The sequence below is a fragment of the Pseudomonadota bacterium genome (genome assembly GCA_013285465.1).
Classification (GTDB): domain Bacteria; phylum Pseudomonadota; class Alphaproteobacteria; order Micavibrionales; family CSBR16-224; genus CSBR16-224.
Map to the genome: position 1 here is coordinate 2,548,684 of CP053449.1, position 19,512 is coordinate 2,568,195.

Consider the following 19,512-nt stretch of genomic DNA (forward strand, 5'->3'; position numbering starts at 1 on the left):
CCACTCATGCTAGCCTAAAGACCTACTTCAGCACTTTTAGGAAACGCCTTTGGTCAAAATCATCGGACATCGCGGGCAGCGGCATGACAAAACCACGGATGACAATTCGCTGGCGGCTTTCGAAACCGCGTTCAAAAACTGTGACGGGATTGAAACCGATGTTTCCGTTTCCGCTGACGGTACGCCGTTTTTAATCCATGATATCGGGCGGCTGAAAATTCCGAAACTGTATGACCGCACCGTCAATATGCTGAAATACTGCCTTGACCGCGCCTCCGCCAAAACCTTAAAAGGCCGCCGTATTGACCAGATCAATGATGCCGCAATCAGCGTGCTGCGCCTGAAAAAAGGCGCAAAAATTCCGCGCCTGTCGGAGCTCTTCGCGCTGGCGGCGAAATATCCCGGTAAAGAGATTGATATTGAACTGAAAGGCGCGGATGCGCTGCGCCCCGTTTTAAAGGAAATTGACAAAGCCGTCAAAAAAGGACAAATCAAACGCAGTCAGATTACGCTGACCTCCTTTGACATTCACGCCATTGCAGAGGCCGCACAGCTTGCCCCCGACATCCGCCGCGGCGTGATTTTCTCCGGCAAGGGGAAAGGCAGTACAGAGATTTACCCGTGGAAAAAGGACAAAACACGCTGCTATACCTCCTTTAACAATACCGCCGTCAAAAGCCCCGCCATGCAGGCCGCCGCCCCCGATGTCGCCGTGATGCATGCCTCCGCCATTAGCGCAAAGAAAATCAAAATGCTGAAAGACCGGTTCCCTTCCATAAAAATCGCCATATGGGAATCGGCAAAAAAACCGCCCGCCAGGAATAAAGCGTTGAAAAAGGTTTTATCCGACCAGAAAACCGCGCCGCATATCAGCGCCGTTATCACCGACCATCCAAAAGAACTGGCAAAAATAACGGCGCAAAACCGCAGAAAACCTTAACCGCGCCTCCTGCACAAAATTTGCACAAAATTACCTTATACGTGTCACACCGATGCCACATCATTCTGGCATTCTCGTAGACATGAACGCGATTGATTTGAAAAATATTTGTTGCTCCTTTCTGACCCATGAACCCTTTACGGGTTTCAGCATGGCGCTGACGGTTCTGGGTATCCTGACGGGCGAGGTCTATTTGCGCCGCACCCGCCTGCAGGAAAAGGAGATGTTTCAGGATTTTTGTGCCTTGCTTTATGTCTTGGCTATTTTGGTGCATAACCGTCCCCCCATGGATGGCGAGGTAAAGCATGACGCATAGCCTCGCCATCCGTTCGGTTTCTTTAAAATTTGTTTTATGCCTTTTTACGATTGTCTTGGCGGATTTTCTGTTCTTCCGCCAACCCGCGGGGTGGACCGCCGGGTTGTTCGCTGCCACTGTGTTACTCCTGACGCTATCGGCACATCTGCAAATCCTGCGAACACCCGGCGGAAAGCCTCTGCTTTTTTTAACCGCGCTATTGCTGCCCGCCATGATCTACCGGCCGGGGATATTGCCGCTATTCATGTTTCTTCTCGGGCTTGGCTCACTCTTAATTCTTGCCAAACGGGGGCGGATTCACGATGCCGCCGCATGGCTGCGTGATTTGCGTTATATGGCGCTGCGTTTTTTTACACGCTGGTATCGTGACAGCCGTGTTCTGGCCGCCATCCGCCGCAAACGCGGCACGCGGCTGTGGCAGGGCATTTCCTATTGCCTGATGCCTGCCGTTTTTACGATTGCCTTTCTTTGGCTTTTTACCAAAGCCAATCCTGTCTTTGCCGCTTTTTTCGATCACCTCAATCTGCGCCTCTCTCTGCTCTCCCAACCCTTCGGGCGCTGGTTTTTCTGGGGTCTGACGGGAAGCGCGGTCTGGAGTCTTTTGCGCCCGAAACTGCCGAAAACCAAACCTCCTTCCTTCGCGCAAAAGGCAGATGAGGGAAACCGGACCGGGAGTCTTGATGAGAACAAATGGGCCACCCCCCGCTCTCTGTCGGTTTCCCTCATCATTTTTAACACATTATTCGCATTGCAAAATACCAGCGATATCGCCTATCTGTGGCGCGGCATCAAACTGCCCGACGGTATGAGCTATGCGCAATATGCCCATGCCGGCGCTTATCCGCTGATTGTCACCGCCCTGCTGGCTGCCGGATATATTCTGATCTGTTTCAATGATACAAAACGCCGCGGCAAATTCAACGCGGCGGAAAAACTGGTACTGCTGTGGATTGCGCAAAATATCTTTCTGGTTTTCTCGGCAATGAACAGGCTGCTTCAATATATTGATGCCTATTCGCTGACCTCTTTGCGCATCGCCGCGCTGATCTGGATGCTGCTGGTCGCAGGCGGGCTGGCGCTGATCACCATCCGCGTCTTTTGCGGTAAACGTAATCAATGGCTGGTCAATATGAATGTCATCGCCCTGCTGGCGGTTTTATACGGCAGCTGTTTTGTCAATTTTGACCGCATCATCGCGCAATATAATGTGCATCATGCCCGCGAAATTACCGGCAATACCGAAAAATCATATTTTGATTTTTACTATATGAACCGTCTGGGCGCGGAATCAATCGCCGCATTGGAATGGTTTCAGTATAACGCCAATTTAACACCCGGTAACCGCCGCTTGCTGCAGGATAATCTTTCCTATCAGAAAACCCGTCTAAAAAATGATGTCCAAAACTGGCGGTCATGGACATTGCAGAAACATCTTTTGGCGCAAAAACACGGATTGATAAACGCCGCTTATTGACCGCAAGCCGCGCCGCGCCTATGATACCGCCGTATAACGGAGCATGAAAGACTGTAAACAATCATGGCAAAAACGATTCTTGTTGTTGATGACGATCCCCATATCCGCGATGTTGTGGTTTTCGCGCTGGAAAAGGCCGGCATGAAAACCCTGTCCGCCGCCAACGGGACGGAGGCGCTTTCCTGCGCCGCCGCGCAAAAACCCGACCTGATCGTGCTGGATATTTCCATGCCGGAAATGGACGGGCTGGATGTCTGCCGCCAGATTCGCAAAACCAGCGATATGCCTGTGCTTTTTCTATCCTCCCGCGATGAGGAAATCGACAAAATCATCGGGCTTGAAATCGGCGGCGATGACTACGTTACAAAGCCTTTCAGCCCGCGTGAGCTGGTTGCCCGCGTCAATGTTATTCTGAAACGCACAATGCCGTCCGGGCAATCCGCCGCCGATGATCCACCGCAATTCACCCGCGGTGCCGTGTCTTTAAACACGCAGAATTATACCGCCACGGCAAAGAGCAGCCATATCGCCCTGACGGCAACGGAATTCCAGCTATTGGCGGCCCTTCTGAAACATCCCGAAAAAATCTTTACCCGTGACGAATTGATGGATCATGCCTATGGCGTCAATATGATTGTCAGCGATCGCACCATCGATAGCCATATTCGCCGCATCCGGCAAAAATTCGCCGCATCCGGTCTGGCGGATGTGATTGCCACCAGTCACGGCATCGGCTACAAGCTTGGCTCATGTCTTTAGAACCGCAAAAAAGAACCGTTTTCCGCCTGCACACCGTCTTCGGGGCGATTCTGCTTTTCGTGTTATTACTGCCGCTCAGCGGTGCCTATCTGTTCCGCATTTACGAAAATGATCTTGTCCGCCAGACGGAAAGCGAGCTGATTGCGCAAGCCGTTTATATCGCGGCAACCTACAAGGCATTATTACAGGAGGAACGCCTTCCGGGACATTACGGCCTGCCTGTCCCCGAAAACAAGATCGAAGATGATCCGGAACTCCGTCCGGTTTTGCCGCAGCTTGATCTGCGCCATGCCCGCATCCTGCCTCCGCGCGAAGACGGTAAACAGCCTGACACGGCAGTGCAGGCTTTTGAACACCGCGCCGGAAAAAAACTGGCGCCGATTCTGCATGAAGCCCAAGCGCATGTCCTGTCCAGCACCCGCGTTTTAAATCCGCAGGGTATTGTGATCTCCGGCACGGCGGAAATTGGCGTGTCGCTCGCCCATCCCGCAGAGGTGCAGGCCGCGTTAAAAGGAAATTACAGCAGTGTTATCCGCCGCCGCATTTCTGACGAACCGCCGCCGCCCGTCGCCTCTCTCAGCCGCGGCACACATATCCGCGTTTTTACCGCCATGCCCGTTATTCTGGAGAACAGGCTGGTGGCTGTCGTTTACCTGTCGCGCTCCCCCCGCAATGTTCTTAAAGCCCTTTACGAAGAAAAGGACAGCGTCTTCTGGGCAGGGTTGTTTGTTCTGACTTTGACGGGAATGATCGCCTGGCTGCTCAGTCAGGCCATCGGCAAACCTCTCAAAGCCTTGAACCTGCGGGCGCAATCCTTGATCCGCGGAGAAAAACAGGTCAAGAAACTGCCGACGGCGCGCATTGCCGAGCTTTCCGAGCTGATGGATAATTTTGAAAAAATGTCCGCCGCCATTGAAACACGCTCCGACTATATCCGCAGCCTGTCCATGCATCTGGCGCATGAGTTTAAAACGCCGCTGGCCTCCATTCAGGGCGCGATCGAGCTGATGCGCGACCACAAGGATATGCCGCCCGACCAGCATACGCGCTTCATGGAAAACATTACCCATGACACCGACAGGCTCAAACGCATGGTCACCCGCCTGCTGGAACTGGCGCGCGCCGATGTGATGCAGCCCGCACCGGAAGAAACCGCCATCACGCCCCTGCTGAAAGACTTGCGGGCGCAATTCCCGCAAAAAATCATACTGAATTTACCCTCCGAAGACATCACGGCGCAAATCGGCGCCGATATTCTTGAAAGCGTCTTGACCAATGTCATCGAAAACAGCTTCCAGAACGGGGCGAAAAACGTCACCATCCGCCCCCGCGCGGAACAGGACAGTCTTATCATTGACATTACCGATGACGGCCCCGGCATTTCCGCAGGCAATCGTGATAAAATCTTTACACCGTTTTTCACAACACGCCGCGAAAGCGGCGGCACAGGGCTGGGGCTTGTGATCTGCCGCTCACTGCTAAGCGCATCAGGGGCAAGCATTGATGTCCTGCCCGCCGCAAAAGGCGCACATATCAGATTGCGGCTGGCAACAACGGCCTGACACGCCCCGCATTAATACGGTGATTTCCGTATCACAGCGTTAAAAAACCTGCTATAAAATGAGAAACAGCATAAATTTAGGAGACCCGCCAATGGCCGAGCCCCGCCCGAACAAACTGACCGCAAAATCACAAGCCCGCCCTTATGCGAAGGCCGCTTATGATTACGCAAAGGAAAATAAAACCGTGTTTGATTGGGAGGAAAAACTCTCCTTACTGGCCGAGGTCGTTGCATCTCAGGAAAAACAACTGCTGCGCAACCCCGCCATTACCGTGGAAAAAACCCGCGATATCATGGAAACCGTCATGGATAAGATGGAAATGTCCGCGCCGGAGAAAAACTTCATCAATCTTCTGATTGATAACAAAAAGCTCTCGCTGTTGCCTTACGTCTATGATGACTTTGTCGCCAGACGCAAAAAAGACGGCAATATCATTGATGTCACCATCACCTCCGCCCGCGAGCTGACAGAGAAACAGCTGGATGACCTGACAAAATCCATCGAAAAGAAATTTAACGCCAAAGCCGCGCCGACGGTGAAAATAGACGAAAAACTGATCGGCGGCGTAAAAATTCAGGTCGGCGATCAAGTCTATGACGGCAGCCTGCGCAGCAAACTCGACGCCTTGCGCAAACACTTAAAGAATGGTCGTTAACAACACAGCAAGGCGCATTTCATGCCTTCCTAAATCAGATCAAAGATCCAGCCATCTCTTAGCTTTAGCTGTTGCAATCTCAACACCTGGCGTATTCGCAGGCCAGCAGTTCTCAACACTCATATGCGTATTCTTACATTTGACCGCAAGCTGCAAAACCTTTGATATTTTATCGGCATCCTGAAAAGAAATTCCGGAAGGATAGGTAAATCTGACAACCGTTTTGCCCGCCTCTTCTTTTGAGATATGACGTGATGTGTAAATGCTTTTGGCCAGTGCCTTTTGCGCCGCTGTCATTGTCATTTGGTGAAAGCCGTATCTGACTTTCGTCAGTACCGCATGAGAGTCGTTTTGAAGCGGTTCCTTTATAAGGATTTGGCAAAGACGTTTTGCGCTGGCCGCTTTCGCTGTAAAAACACTCTTGATAGATTTCTTAAAAAACATTTTATTTATATCCTATTACATGAAAAAATATCTGCCTGCCATAGGCAGCTTCGTTTCAATGTGTGTATTATGTTAATATATACACAGCTTTCTGTCAGCATGCATTTTCGCAGATAAAATTCGCAGAATTGCAGTTTCCAGAATAATCCCCGTCAATCGCGTCATCGTTAACAACTGTTGACAGTGGATTTTATTTCCCATATAATCTTCACACTACATAAACAGGCCTAGAAAAACGGGTAATCAAATGAGCAAAGAAAACTGGTACATCATCACAAAAGATAAAGAAGGTCTCTCCGGTCTTTGGCGTAAACTAACCAAAGACCCTTCATATCAGGAATTCAATGCGGATATTACCTCACTGCGCGGCGATTCGGATTTTGAAAAAGATGTCGTCCCCCTCGTAGGCTCTTTAAACGGCGGCAACAAAACTTCCTTTGTTATTCAGGCGCAGGATTCTAATGCCGCCGTCATGAGCGCGTATTTCGCCCGATTCATCAACGCGGGGCAGCGCGAGAGCCTGTTCAAAAAAATAAAGCCTGCGCCGAAAAAAAGCCGCAACAACAAGCGGCGGCCGTAAAAAAGCCATAAAAAGAGATGGGTAAAGAAATAAAACTCACCTGAAATGCTGATTTTCCGCTTGTGACTCCTGCAAAAATTGATTATAACATTTTTCTAGTGTTCCTCGGTAGCTCAGTGGTAGAGCAGGTGACTGTTAATCACTTGGTCGCTGGTTCGAATCCGGCCCGAGGAGCCATTTTCTCCCATCATCAAAATCAACGAACAGATTAAACGGTGCTTTTAAGGAATACCGTAGCTTTGAGCTTTCCAATTCTAAGATAGCCCTTCACCTAAATGCCAAAAATACATATCTACTAACTTCATAAGGGGATATTCTTTCGTTTTTGATACAACAGTTTGGACTTCATAGAATTCTTTTGAATTTTTTCTACAAAACTCCACCATCTTCTTAAAATTAAATTCTTTTAGCTCTGAATAAGGTAAATTGTGATTTCTTAAACCCTTTATGAAATAACGGTCATAGGCAGGGATACACCCCAATGTCCCCAGCAGTATTTTTGTTACCAGAGTATCTGTCACATTCGCTGCTTTTCTGGGAGTGTCGCCAACACCCTCGTAACACATTTTTACCTTATGAATTAAATCAAATAATTTTTCTGACCCATTATTATTATCATCAAAAAAATAATCAAAACTCGCGTTATTTAAAGGCTTGTACTCCTCCTTTAAAATCTCTTCTACAGCAGGCCTATGAATTAAATAATCTTTTTGAAGCAGGAAACTTGAACCGCGATACATTCCCCAACTAGCAAGATAAAAACCTAAATGTAAACAAGCCTTATCTACATCAAGATTATCGCTCTGGAAATATCTATAGCAATGCTCCCATGACTTAAAGCGATGATGCGGGTCGTCTTGCATTTTGTTATAGAAGCAAACCACTTCAGATTTAATCGCATTTTTTACTACCATCTATTCACCACCCGATAAAAATTTGATTTGGTTTATAGATAATATCCGCGATTCAATGACTAAATTGAATCGGGTCGCCATTTCTATCAAAGGCCATAAAATTGGAGAGACTTCCTCCTTTTTCTATCGTCTGAACCATCATCTTCAGTGGTTGCGTCGCGTCATCAGATGTCGGAGCAATGCCATTCTTGCCGGCAAGACACGCAACCAAGACAATGTGCCAGTTTTTTTCGATACGCTCGGATTCCGCGACTAAGTCAGCGAAACTACCAAGTTCTTCCAATGCTTTATCAACACACATAATTGCTTCTAATTCGCCGCCCCCGCCGAAATCGGTATCCCTCTCCTCCGCATCTTCACGGCCTTCCGGTTTGTATATTTTTAAGAAAACGAAGAGCAAACGCTGCGGCTCCGCCTGTTCTCTTGCTACTGATAATAGGGAGTTATAATCGGTGATATGAATTGTCTTTTCCTTTAAAAAAAGTAATCCGTGCACAACGCATCAGGAATTTTGAGATACAACATCAAAGTCCTCCGGCTCTTCGCCGTCCTGATGTCTCTGCCAGATTGTTTTATAGGCCGATTCCAGATTTTTGGTGAAGCTTTTAGTATCAAATAATGCTGCCGTTTCACGATTCGCAATAACTTTCTCCCGCAATGCGGCAAGTTTTTCAGGCGCGCGCGCAAGATCAAGCGCCAGTTTCTCGTAATCATCCGGATTTTCCGTGATTAGTTCCGGCAAATCATGGGCATAAAGCAAACTGGCCGCCACGCGTCCGGCAAATGTATTGCCTGTACAGGTAATCAGCGGCAACCCGACCCAAAGCGCATCCGAAGCCGTGGTATGGGCGTTACAGGGGATATTATCCAGAAACAGATCGGCACATTTCTGCCGCGCCAGATGTTCTTCCAGTTTCATTTTCGGTGCAAAGACCAGCCTTGCGGGATCGACATCCCGTTTCTTTGCCTCACGGCGCAGATTATCGGCCACACCGTCATTACCTTCAAACAGCCAGAGCACGCTGCCCTCTACCTCTTGCAAAAGCCGCATCCAGATATCGAAAATTTCCGGCATGATTTTATAGGTGTTATTGAAGGAACAGAAAACAAACGCCTCTTCCGGCAATCCGTAATCCGCCCTGTCAGGCGTGTCTTCAGGCAAAAAGCGTTGATCGTCATTCACCTGATAACTGCCGGGCATATAAATGATTTTCTCGGAAAAGAAAGACGCAATCTCGGGCGTAACCGTGCGGTGATCGCCGACAAAATAATCCATATAAGGCGCCGCCATCGTACCGGGATAACCCAGATAGCTGACCTGAACGGGCGCAGGGCGGCGCGCGACGATATTGATACGGCTGTTATTGGTGTAACCTTTCAAATCGACCAGAATGTCGATTTCCTTTTCAAAGATTTTCTGCGCGATCTCCTCGTCACTGACGCCCGCCACATCAAAAAATCCGGTGAAGGAGGATTCAAGCCGCGCCCGCAATGCGCTGTGATCGTTCGGACCAAAGGAAAAGGCATAGGTTTCAAACTTGTCCCTGTCATGCTGTTCAAAAAGTCCCGCAATCAGATAAGAGGTCGCATGGCGGTGAAAATCCGCCGACAGATAAGCGACGCGGATTTTGTCGTGACTGTATGTCTCGCCATTCCAGAGCGGCGGCAATGGCGGATATTTTTCCTCCATATATCTCTTTGCGCAAATCATCTGGTCTTCCGGTGTGGAGGGCAGACCGATCAGCGTAAAGGGCGGCGTTTCCGCTTCACCTGTGCGTATTTTCTCTAAAAAACCGTCAATCTCGTCACAAGCCGACCAGTCGCACAGCATCATCTTGGTATGCAGACGCACACCGGCAAGATTCTTATGATCGGGATTAATCGCATAGGCGCGGTCATAATCAGCGCAGGCCTCTTTCTGACGATGCATATAAGACAAAGTCTGGCCGCGGTTATACAGAATAGACACATTGCGCGGATCAATCTTAAAGGCGCGGTCATAGCTGTCGACAGCCGCCTGATACTGCCCCTGTTCCTGAAAGGCGTTGCCCAGATTGGTCAGGGCGGCAATATTCTGCGGGTCAAGTTCAACCGCACGTTTATAACTGTCAAAGGCCTCATCATAGCGTTTCAATGCCCTCAAAACACCGGCGCGGTTAATATGCGCCTGCACAAATCCCGGCCAAAGCGTAATCGCGCGGTCATAACTGCCCAGCGCATCGCGCCGGCGGTTCATTTTTTCCAGCAGCGATGCACGGTAAGCCCATGTATGGGCGTTTGATCCGTCCAGTTTCAGTGAACGGTCAAATTCCGACAGCGCCTCATCATACTGCCCCGTATCCGCCAGTACGCGCGCATTCGCACAAACCGTCGCCGCATCATCATTATGCAGTTTCAGCGCCGCATTCATGCTTTTCATTGCCTCGTCATTCCGTCCCATTTGCAGCAACAGAATACCGCGCAAACAGAAAGCATCCGTGGATGTGGCATGGTGTTTCACCGCCAGATCAAAACAGTCCAGCGCCTCATCCAGCCGCTCTTCCTCTTTCAAGGCTTTCCCTTTATTGATCAGCGCATCGACATGATTGGGGGCGATCGTCAAAGCCTGATCGTAACAGGACACGGCCTCCTCGTATTTCCCGATATCTTTTAGCGTATTGCCTTTATTAATATAGGCATTCACATTCTCCGGCTGGGATGAAACGGCATGGTTAAAACAGTCCAGCGCCTCGTCAAAACGCCCAAGGTCACGCAAGGCCGCACCTTTATTATTATAAAGATTCATATCTTTATCTTGCAGCTTCTCGGCATTCTCGTAACTTTCCAGCGCCTCTTCAGGGCGTGCGAGAAGCTGCAGCACATTTCCCTTTTTAAAATGCGCCTGATAAAAATCGGGTTGCAGCGCAATGGCGCGGTCGTAACTGGTCAGCGCCGCCTGCGGCTTATCCAGCGCTTCCTGAATACTGCCGAGATTACTATGCGCCGCTGCGGAAGAACCATCTATCTTCAATGCCCGTTTAATCAGCCGCAAAGCCTGATCTGCCAGCCCCTGCTGGAAAAGCGCAACACCCGTCAAATGGTTTAAATCAAAGCTCTTGGGATTAACTTTCAACAACCCTTTATAAATGACCAGCGCCTCATCCAGACGCCCGGATTGGTGCAAAGATACGGCCTGTTTCATCAAGGCTCGCGGATCATGATTTGTTTTTAGATTGCCCGCCATCTTTTTCTCCCCTTATATCGCTTCCTGCAGCGGCGCGAACACGCCCCATTCATCGCCGATGGCTTCCTGATAGAATGTCTTATAATCCGCCGCCAGACCCGGCTTTACCGCGTCCAGAATTTCCGCAAAAACAGAGAAAATCGACGGAATGGAATCATTACCGACAAGCTTTTGCGAAATTTTTTCGATCTTGGCGGAATTCGTATGTGCGGTATTGCGCGGCAGGTTCTTCAGATAATTCTTGATGTAAAGGTCAAGGCAGAACGCCCCTGTCACAAAGCGTTCCTGCGGCGATACGGGGGAATCTTTCCGGTTGACGAAAATAAAGGAATCCACCGCATTGAAAATACGGGAATAGGCGCTGGAACCTTTCGGTAACCCTGTCTTCGTATAGGCACGCTCTACCTGTTCTTCGATCTGTTTGGCGCCGCCGGCCCAATTTTGCAAATTGTAAAAATAGCTGCTGCCCGGCTCGGACATCACCCGCCCGGAAGACACAAAGCCGTTCATCACCGCCCAGTCACAATAAGTCCCCCGCGTCGGGTGCGGACCCAGCCACAGATCCATAATGGATTTAAAAACATCGCGCCGCCAGAAGGTAAAGATACCGATATTCGACCCGTTTGATGTCGTCAGATGCTCGGCAATACGCTCGGACGCATTCTTTGAGGTAATCTGGCCGGTATTCACACAGATAATCCCCTTCAAATCGGCATAACCGAAAACCCCGGGGCGGATCCCGACAATATCCGCCGGAATATTGTCAAAAGACGGAGACGGCCCGAAACCGAAAATCGTGTCATCGTCCCCCATCATCAAAACGAAATCATAGCCTTCCGTTGCGTCAAAAGCCGTTGACCAGTTCGTCATCATATCCGTCGGCGGTGTCTCGATATAATTCATATTGTCATCCGCCATCATCTCGCGCAACTTCTCCGCCTTGACCGCGTCGCCGGAATTATCCGAGACGACAAGGTGATAGCCGCTTTTCCGGCAGAAATTCACCGCACTTTCAATGGAGTCCCGACAACTGTCAAAATCCCGGTTTGATGGGATGCCGATGGCGAGTTTCTTTTTCATGGTGTCTCTCCTGCGCAGCGAATAAAAAGTCTTTTTTATGATAGTATCGGGCAGGCAATATATCAACTGCGGGAAGGTTTTTTCCTTTTCCATGATAAATTGTGACGGAGGCATTCCTGTTGTGCTATAAAATGCAAAAGCGGTTATTAGAAAAATCGGTCACGACATGAAAAAATTTCTGGGAACATTTCTGATACTGGCAGGGCTGGGTGCCGCATTCTTTTTTGCGTGGAAACATTACCTGTACAAAGCCCCGCCGCTGACGGTAACGCCGCAGCGCGGCGCGATTGTGCAGGCGGTTTACGCAACAGGCGAGGTCGAGCCCGTACACTGGGCAAAAGTCTCTACACAAGTGCCGGGACGCATCGAAAGCGTTTTGGTCGAAGAAGGCGATAACGTCACCGCAGGACAACCGCTCGCCGAAATCGAAAACCATGTCGAACGCGCCCGCATCGCGGAATTCGAAGCACGGTTGCAATATCTTGAAAAAGAGAAAAAACGCACGGCGGAATTGATGAAAAAAGGCTTCGCCAGCAAAAGCACTTATGACGCGCTGGTCAGTGACTATGACGCCGTCAAGGCACAGCTGGAATCGCAACATCACGTTCTGCACCGCCTCACCGTTACCACACCGCTGGACGGTACTGTCTTGAAACGCGATATTGAGCCCGGCGAAACCGCGACAATGGTCGATATCCTGTTCTGGATCGGCGATACCGAAAATTTGCGCATCACGGCCGCAGTGGATGAGGAAGATATCGCCCTTGTCCGTACCGGACAAAATGTCCTGATCAAAGCCGACGCTTTCCCCGATCAGGTGCTGGAAGGTATCGTCACCGAAACCACTCCGAAAGGCGATCCCGTTGATAAGAATTTCCGCCTGCGCGTCAGCCTGCCGGAGGATTCACCGCTGATGATTGGTATGACCGTCGAAATCAATATTGTGACAAAACAGGAGGAGAACGCCCTGCTGGTTCCCGCCGGCAGCGTCAAAAACAATCAAATCTGGGTCATGGAAAACGGTACAGCCGTCCCCGTCACCGTCAAAACAGGAATCAGCGATACAAGCCGTATCCAGATTCTTGACGGGTTAAAAGGTGATGAGAATATTCTGGCAACCGTACCTGCAAACGGGGGGTAAGCGATGAATACGGTTCTTGTCATCGGCTGGGAATATTTGAAAAACCGCCGTCGCCAGACTGTGTTATCCATCGTCGGCGTTATGCTGGGCGTCTCCTTTTTTATCGGCATCGCCAGTATGATGAAAGGCATGCATGATTATTTCATCGAAAAACTGATTGATGTCGCCCCGCATGTCAAAATCATGGATGAATTCCGCAATCCGCAGCAGCAGCCTGTTTACCAACGTTTTCCCGATGCGGCGGTCGAGCTGCGCGGCATAAAACCGCGGGAGGAAATCCGCGGTATTCACTCCGCCCGTTCCATTCTGGAGCGGCTTACGGCGATGGACGGCCTTGCCGTTTCCCCCGTTTTGCAAGGTCAGGTTTTTTTGCGTTACGGCGGCAAGGATGTTGCGGCAGCGTTAACCGGAATCCGGCCGGAAATGGAACGCCATGCCAGCAATCTGGAACGCGATATGACGCAGGGCGATTTAAATGCGCTTTTAACCAACAGCAACGGCATTATTATCGGGGAGGAACTCGCCCATAAACTCGGTGCAAGGCTGGGGGCGAAAATTTCCGCCATTTCCCCTGCCGGCAATACGCGCACAATGAAACTTGTCGGGCTGTTCAATACCGGCGTCACCGAAGTGGACGGCAGCACCGGCTATGCCATGCTGAAAAAGGTGCAAATTCTGCAAGACAGGGAAAACCGCATCAATCAGATCAATATCCGGCTGCAAAATGTCGATGACGCCACATCTCTTGCCGCTGATCTTGAAAAACGTTACGGCTACCGCACGGAAAGCTGGCAGGAAACCTTTGCCAATATTTTCGAAATGTTCGTCATTGAAAACATCATCATGTATTCCACGGTCGGCGTTATTATCATCGTGTCCAGCTTCGGGATTTTCAACATTATCTCGACATCGGTGAATGAAAAAAGTCGCGATATCGCCATTTTAAAATCCATCGGTTTTTCCGAAGGCGATATCAGAAAAGTGTTCCTGTTTCAGGGTATCGTAATCGGATTGATCGGCTCGATTTTCGGCTGGGTTCTCGGCGCCATGCTGGTGGAAATGCTGGCCTCCTTCCGTATTGATCTGGGCGAAGAGGTCAATATGCCGATTAAATTCGAAGGCATGCCCGTCTTCCGTTCCGTCTGGCTGTATATCGGCGGCGCGGTCATGGCAACATTATCCTCCGTCATTTCCGCCTATATTCCGGCGCGAAAAGCCGCCGCGCTTTACCCCGTCGATATTATCCGCGGAGCGGCATAATGACAAAACCCGCTTCCGCATCTCCGGCGATCGAACTCAGGAACGTCACCCGCATTCTGACGCGGGAAGTCATCCCCGTCACTTTGGTCAAAGACATCAACTGCCGTATCGAAGCGGGGGAATTCGTGTCCGTCACCGGCCCGTCCGGCTCAGGAAAATCCTCTCTGATGTATCTGATCGGCCTGCTTGACAAACCGACGGAGGGACAGGTCTTTATTGACGGCTTCGACACCTCGACTGCCAACAAAAAACAGCTGGAAAAAATCCGCTTGGAAAAAATCGGTTTCGTCTTTCAGTTTCACTTCCTGCTGGAGGAATTTACGGTGCTGGAGAATATCATGCTGCCGATGCGCAAATTGGGGAAATTATCCGCCGCGGCAATGAAGGAACGGGCGGAAATGCTGCTGGCCCATTTCGGGCTGGAAGGCGCAGGGCGTAAAAAACCCGGACAACTATCGGGGGGAGAACGCCAGCGCGTTGCCGTCGCCCGCGCCATGGCAAATGACCCGCTGATTATTCTGGCAGATGAACCCTCGGGGAATCTGGACACCAAAAACGCCGATATTGTTTTCAAGCTGTTTGAAAAACTGGTGAAGGAGGAAAATAAAACCGTCCTGACCATCACCCATGACCCCGCACTTGCCGCACGCGCACAGCGGCGCATCCATATCGTCGACGGAAAAATCACCACGGAAAAATCATCACCGTGAAAAAGTAAGCTTTCCGGCAGAAAAAACCCGCCTGAACCAGCCCAGCCGCCGTTCGGAAATTTCCGCCGCGGCAAAACACAACAGCAGCACCGCAAACAATAACCCGCCCTGCCGCGCATATTTTTCCATCTCCTCCGGAAGCAGCGCATCAAAAAACTGCAGCGCCGGATAATGCAGGATATAAATCGTAAATGTCGCCCCCGCACACCATTTCACTATAACTGCCGTACGCGCACCGATATTATAATCTTTCCGCTGCGCCAATGCCGCCACACCGATCAGATGCAGTGCCACAAAAGCCCCGATCAGCATATTCCACAAAAATTCATCGGAAAATCCGAACAAGGCTTTCACAATAACTTGCCCGAAAACAGCCTCCGTTCCCGCCAGCAGAATATGCGGCAGTCCCGCCCAAAGACAGCCGGCATAAAGCAGCACCGGCACAATTACCGCCGCCCATGCCTGCGACACTGTCAGCGGCACATCCTGTTTTATCAGTTTGTAAACCGCCATTCCCAGCAGCCAGACCGGAAAAAGCAACAGCACGGAAATACCCGCCACAAAACAGAATAAAACCAGCAACCCCGCGCGCAAGCCGCCGCGCAGATAAAAGGCCGCCCCGAAAATCAGATAATAGGCGGCTTCATAGCTTAGTGACCAATAAGGCCCGTTTGTACCGATTCTGAACCCCAGCAGCCCCCATTCATTACTGAATGTCCAGCCGCGCAGTAATTGCTGCCAGACCGGCGCAGGATTATACCACCAGCCGTCATAAACAGCCGGCGCAATAGAGCTGCCAAAGCGATCCATCAAAACCGTCAGCATCAGTGCCGGAATAACAACGGAATAAAGCCGCGTTGCACGGCTGAAAGCATATTGCCGCAGCGTTTTATCCTTCACTTCCGCCGTATAGGAAATCACCAGACCCGACAGCACAAAAAAGAACACCACCGCATCACTGCCCAGATTCAAGTCACGGATAAAAAGATAATCACCATCGGTAAAACGCGGATAGGCAAAATGTGACACCAGCACCAGCAATGCGGCAAGAAAACGGAGCAGATCAAGATAAAGGGAAAAGAAACGCGTCATTTTTTCTTTCTCCGCCGTTTCAGCGCTTTCCAGCTATCACGGAACGGCACCAGCAAAGCCGTTTTCAATGTCGGATGCGGCTGCGCAATTCTTTCATTCGACGTACTGCTTTTGGAAATGCCGAATTGCAGATCCTCACGTCCGGCAGGAATATAGATCGTCCCGAAAATCCAGTCCCAAAGGGCGAAAATTTCGCCGTAATTTTTATTATGATGCCGCGGTTCCAGCGAATGATGGATTTGATGTTGTGCGGGGGAAATAAAAATTTTCTCCCAAAACGGCCCATAGCTGAACCAGATATGGCTGTGCCGGAAATTCGACCCCAGCGCATTAAACAGAAAATAAAAGATATTCACACCGGCAATCAGCGTCAACTGTATTTGCCCAACCAGAAACACCAGCGCCAGACCGGAAAAAATACCGACAAAGATATTTTTTACAAAGCTTGAAATCAGATCATAAACCGGATGTTTGCGATACACCGTCACCGGTGTCATCACCTCTGCGCTGTGATGTACGGCATGGAACGGCCAGAACACCGGCAGCTCGTGATGCAAACGATGCACCCAGTAAACGCAAAAATCACGAATAAGGGTAATCACAATTGTCACCAGCAACACCCGCCCGACTGTCAAAGGCTTTGCCGAAACCTCGCCGCCGACCGCCAGAATCGTCAACCCCGCAAACAGCGTCATCACCACGATCATATTAAAGGCTTTCGCCGCCGTCAGAACCTGTCCCAGCAGAAATAATTTAATATCGGTGATATGCGAGGGGTGAAAATAAACATCTTTGGGAAACAGCCATTTGAAAAACCCCTGCCCGTCATGCAGACCGCGCCGCCTGTGATAAAGATAAAGCAAAAACGCCATCACAAAAAACGGCAAAAGGTAAAGCGGATGAAAGCGCAAATCAGGGTCGATCAGCGCGGATAAAAATGACAGGAAATGGTCAAGCGGGCTTTGCTGTTCCATCCTGTTATTTTAACATGAAAACTTTAAGAAAGACCTGTAAATAAATCCCGTGTAAAATATTCCCATGACGATATCCGCAGGAAAGAAACCGTTTTTTATCTTCATCATCACGGCGCTTTTTTGTGCCGGGTTTCTTTCCGTCGCCCCCGTTTATGCCGAAGCCGCAGAATCTGAAGACCCCGTCTATCTTTCCCGTCTGGAGACGGAGGCACAATGGCTGTCAATCGCCGCGCGGCCAAAAACCAGCATGGCGGCACGCACGGAAACCATCAAATTTATTTTCACCCGCGACAGCTGGAAACTCTATCTGACCAATACCAAAAAATGGGATATCCATTACCGTTTTGTCCGCGCCAATATTGATCCGGAATATCCGCATAAGCTGTTCAATAGCCGCGAATATGAATCGCCCGACCGCCGTTATATCATGGGCTCTATCAGCCATTATCTGGACGGTGATTTCTGGGCGATGGAAATCGCCCCCAGCGATAATATGTCCGCCGCATTCATCGAAAAAGCCTATCACAGCCTTGTCAAACGCACCTATTTCGGCAAAAAAATGCGGTTTCACCCGCAATCCCCGACCCATCTTCAGCGCGTGGAAGAGCTGGGCGGCGCAATCCCCGTCTGGACGATGGATGATTTCCAATCCGCCATTCAATACCAGCCGCTGACGCTGGCAACGGGATACGGCTATCTGCGTTTTCTGCGCGGCAGAATTGACCCCGCAAGCATCCGCCCCGACCAGATTCTGGTGACGGAATTCGTCCCTGATGATCTGCCTGTCTGTGCGGGGCTGATCACATCACAGCTGCAAGCGCCGCTGGCGCATATCTCCCTGCTGATGGAGGGGCGGCGCACCGCGAATATGGCTTTGCGCGGCGCGATTGATAATCAGGCCTTGCGGGCGCTGGAAGGCAAATTGGTCAAACTCACTGTTGACGGGCAGGATTACAGCATCACACCCGCAACGCGGGACGAGGCCAATAGCTGGTGGGCGCAAAACCGCCCGCCGGTGACTGTCACACCGCAGCTGATTTCCGCTGATATCGGCCTGCCTGATTTATGCGATACGGGCTTTTCCGATATCGGCGCAATCGGCGGCAAAGCCGCCTATCTTGGCGAGCTGTGCCAATTGCATGATAAAGGCATTACCATTCCCGGCGGTTTTGTGATCCCCGTCCATCATTATATAAGCCATATGCAGGCAACGGGGATTGATACCCTCATCAACGGCTTGATCAAATCCGAGGGGCTGCGTTATGCCCGCCCGGCGGAGGTACAGCTTTATAATATCCAATCCGCCATCAAAACCATGCCCGTCTCGCAAAAACTGCTGCGTGATATTCAGACGCGGATGCGTGCTTTCGGCGCGAAAAAAGTTATTCTGCGCTCCAGCGCCAATGCCGAGGATATTCAAGGCTTCACAGGTGCAGGGCTGTACCGTTCAAAAGTCATTTCCGCCGATGCGGATGAAAAACAGATCGCCGCCGCTCTCCGCGCCGTTTGGGGCAGTCTCTGGAATATCCGCGCCTATCGCGAACGCGTCTGGTACCGCATTGATAATGACGCCACGGCGATGGCGGTGATCGTCCAGCCTTTTGTCAGTGATGTTGTTGCCAATGGCGTTGCCGTCACCGCCAACCCGTTCCACCACCGCAGACCGGGGCATTTTATCAATGCCCAGACCATGGCGGGCAATATCACAGGCGCAACCGGCACGGCAACACCGGAATCACTCATTGTTTATACTTTCACCGATGAACTTGAAACCGTACTGTTTTCCCGCAGCTCCCTCAATGGCGGCAAACCGATCTTGTCGGAACAAAATCTGGAAACCCTGACCGGCCATCTGGAGGACATCCATAAATTCTTCATCCCCACCCGCAAAGGCAGCGGCGACCCGCGCGCCATGGATGTGGAATTTCTGCTGCACAAAGACGGGCATTTCACCTTTCTGCAAGCCCGCCCCTATACCGTAGATTTCCGCTCGAAGGAGGAAGAAGAATGAACAGTGAAGATAATAAAGAAATTCCCAGACTTGCAGGCGGCTATATCGGAACGGAGATTGATGAAAAATGGTGGCGCCGCTATAAAGAAAACGGTTTTTTTATGCGCGGCAACGGCGAGGGAGAATTGACAGAGGATGGATTATCCTTTCGCCGCTATCTGACAAAAGACCCGCTTATCATCCCTTATAAAAATATAACAGGCATTACATTCGGCAAATGGCATGCGGGTAAATGGCTTGCAGGCAAACCCGTTTTGAAACTGCATTGGACTGCGGAAGGTGACGCGCGAAAGCTCTGCGCGGGTTTTTATTTCAAACTATCCGAAAATCAATTGCAGCGGCTGGTTGAAACCATAAAGAAAAAGGCCAATATATAA

General features: G+C 50.4%; 19 protein-coding genes and 1 tRNA gene. 13 read left to right on the top strand and 7 right to left on the bottom strand.

Annotated features, from left to right (window positions below; translation table 11 throughout):
- Positions 1-49: 49 nt before the first annotated feature.
- The 6 genes from HND56_12235 to HND56_12260 all read left to right on the top strand — a co-directional run bounded on the left by HND56_12235 (position 50) and on the right by HND56_12260 (position 5,706).
- A complete protein-coding gene (locus HND56_12235; protein ID QKK06405.1) occupies positions 50-940 on the top strand; it encodes a glycerophosphodiester phosphodiesterase in 891 nt (296 codons plus the stop codon).
- Between the two features lie 52 nt (positions 941-992).
- Positions 993-1,256 (top strand): hypothetical protein, encoded by a 264-nt coding sequence (locus HND56_12240; GenBank protein ID QKK06406.1) that lies wholly within the window; start codon positions 993-995, stop codon positions 1,254-1,256.
- A complete protein-coding gene (locus HND56_12245) occupies positions 1,246-2,730 on the top strand; it encodes a DUF4173 domain-containing protein (protein ID QKK06407.1) in 1,485 nt (494 codons plus the stop codon). The genes HND56_12240 and HND56_12245 overlap by 11 nt, the downstream gene beginning before the upstream one ends.
- A gap of 63 nt (positions 2,731-2,793) precedes the next feature.
- Positions 2,794-3,489 (top strand): response regulator transcription factor, encoded by a 696-nt coding sequence (locus tag HND56_12250; protein QKK06408.1) that lies wholly within the window; start codon positions 2,794-2,796, stop codon positions 3,487-3,489.
- On the top strand, positions 3,480-5,051 hold the full coding sequence (locus tag HND56_12255) for a sensor histidine kinase (GenBank protein ID QKK06409.1): 1,572 nt from the start codon (positions 3,480-3,482) through the stop codon (positions 5,049-5,051). Before HND56_12250 ends, HND56_12255 begins: the two co-directional genes overlap by 10 nt.
- 91 nt (positions 5,052-5,142) lie before the next feature.
- A complete protein-coding gene (locus tag HND56_12260) occupies positions 5,143-5,706 on the top strand; it encodes a F0F1 ATP synthase subunit delta (GenBank protein ID QKK06410.1) in 564 nt (187 codons plus the stop codon).
- Positions 5,707-5,745: 39 nt separating this feature from the next.
- Here HND56_12260 and HND56_12265 read toward each other — a convergent pair whose 3' ends face one another.
- On the bottom strand, positions 5,746-6,150 hold the full coding sequence (locus HND56_12265; GenBank protein ID QKK06411.1) for a hypothetical protein: 405 nt from the start codon (positions 6,148-6,150) through the stop codon (positions 5,746-5,748).
- Positions 6,151-6,397: 247 nt separating this feature from the next.
- Here HND56_12265 and HND56_12270 point away from each other — a divergent pair, with 247 nt between their 5' ends.
- Positions 6,398-6,730: a hypothetical protein gene (locus tag HND56_12270; GenBank protein ID QKK06412.1), complete on the top strand. Its 333-nt coding sequence runs from the start codon at positions 6,398-6,400 to the stop codon at positions 6,728-6,730.
- A gap of 102 nt (positions 6,731-6,832) precedes the next feature.
- Positions 6,833-6,907, top strand: a tRNA-Asn gene (locus HND56_12275).
- A gap of 77 nt (positions 6,908-6,984) precedes the next feature.
- Here the strand turns inward: HND56_12275 and HND56_12280 are convergent.
- The 4 genes from HND56_12280 to HND56_12295 all read right to left on the bottom strand — a co-directional run bounded on the left by HND56_12280 (position 6,985) and on the right by HND56_12295 (position 11,947).
- A complete protein-coding gene (locus HND56_12280; protein QKK06652.1) occupies positions 6,985-7,593 on the bottom strand; it encodes a hypothetical protein in 609 nt (202 codons plus the stop codon).
- A gap of 103 nt (positions 7,594-7,696) precedes the next feature.
- Complete coding sequence (locus HND56_12285; GenBank protein ID QKK06413.1) at positions 7,697-8,140, bottom strand: ribonucleotide reductase subunit alpha; 444 nt, start codon at positions 8,138-8,140, stop codon at positions 7,697-7,699.
- A 6-nt stretch (positions 8,141-8,146) separates the two neighbouring features.
- Positions 8,147-10,867, bottom strand: a complete 2,721-nt coding sequence (locus HND56_12290; GenBank protein ID QKK06414.1) for a tetratricopeptide repeat protein — start codon at positions 10,865-10,867, stop codon at positions 8,147-8,149.
- 12 nt (positions 10,868-10,879) lie between these two features.
- A complete protein-coding gene (locus HND56_12295; GenBank protein QKK06415.1) occupies positions 10,880-11,947 on the bottom strand; it encodes a hypothetical protein in 1,068 nt (355 codons plus the stop codon).
- Positions 11,948-12,113: 166 nt separating this feature from the next.
- On the opposite strand from HND56_12295, the gene HND56_12300 reads away from it, so the two are divergent.
- The 3 genes from HND56_12300 to HND56_12310 are packed head-to-tail and all read left to right on the top strand — an operon-like array spanning position 12,114 to position 15,058.
- Positions 12,114-13,088 carry an efflux RND transporter periplasmic adaptor subunit gene (locus HND56_12300; GenBank protein ID QKK06416.1) on the top strand — a complete coding sequence of 325 codons (975 nt, stop codon included), beginning with the start codon at positions 12,114-12,116 and terminating at the stop codon, positions 13,086-13,088.
- A 3-nt stretch (positions 13,089-13,091) separates the two neighbouring features.
- Complete coding sequence (locus HND56_12305) at positions 13,092-14,348, top strand: ABC transporter permease (GenBank protein QKK06417.1); 1,257 nt, start codon at positions 13,092-13,094, stop codon at positions 14,346-14,348.
- Positions 14,348-15,058, top strand: coding sequence for an ABC transporter ATP-binding protein (locus tag HND56_12310; GenBank protein QKK06418.1), 711 nt, complete (start codon positions 14,348-14,350; stop codon positions 15,056-15,058). Before HND56_12305 ends, HND56_12310 begins: the two co-directional genes overlap by 1 nt.
- Here HND56_12310 and HND56_12315 read toward each other — a convergent pair.
- Both HND56_12315 and HND56_12320 read right to left on the bottom strand, forming a co-directional pair.
- On the bottom strand, positions 15,050-16,150 hold the full coding sequence (locus HND56_12315; GenBank protein ID QKK06419.1) for an acyltransferase: 1,101 nt from the start codon (positions 16,148-16,150) through the stop codon (positions 15,050-15,052). The genes HND56_12310 and HND56_12315 overlap by 9 nt on opposite strands.
- Positions 16,147-17,124 carry a sterol desaturase family protein gene (locus HND56_12320; protein ID QKK06420.1) on the bottom strand — a complete coding sequence of 326 codons (978 nt, stop codon included), beginning with the start codon at positions 17,122-17,124 and terminating at the stop codon, positions 16,147-16,149. The genes HND56_12315 and HND56_12320 overlap by 4 nt, the downstream gene beginning before the upstream one ends.
- A 64-nt stretch (positions 17,125-17,188) precedes the next feature.
- Between HND56_12320 and HND56_12325 the strand changes: the two genes are divergently transcribed.
- Both HND56_12325 and HND56_12330 read left to right on the top strand, forming a co-directional pair.
- Positions 17,189-19,135: a hypothetical protein gene (locus tag HND56_12325; protein QKK06421.1), complete on the top strand. Its 1,947-nt coding sequence runs from the start codon at positions 17,189-17,191 to the stop codon at positions 19,133-19,135.
- Positions 19,132-19,512 (top strand): hypothetical protein, encoded by a 381-nt coding sequence (locus tag HND56_12330; protein QKK06422.1) that lies wholly within the window; start codon positions 19,132-19,134, stop codon positions 19,510-19,512. The genes HND56_12325 and HND56_12330 overlap by 4 nt, the downstream gene beginning before the upstream one ends.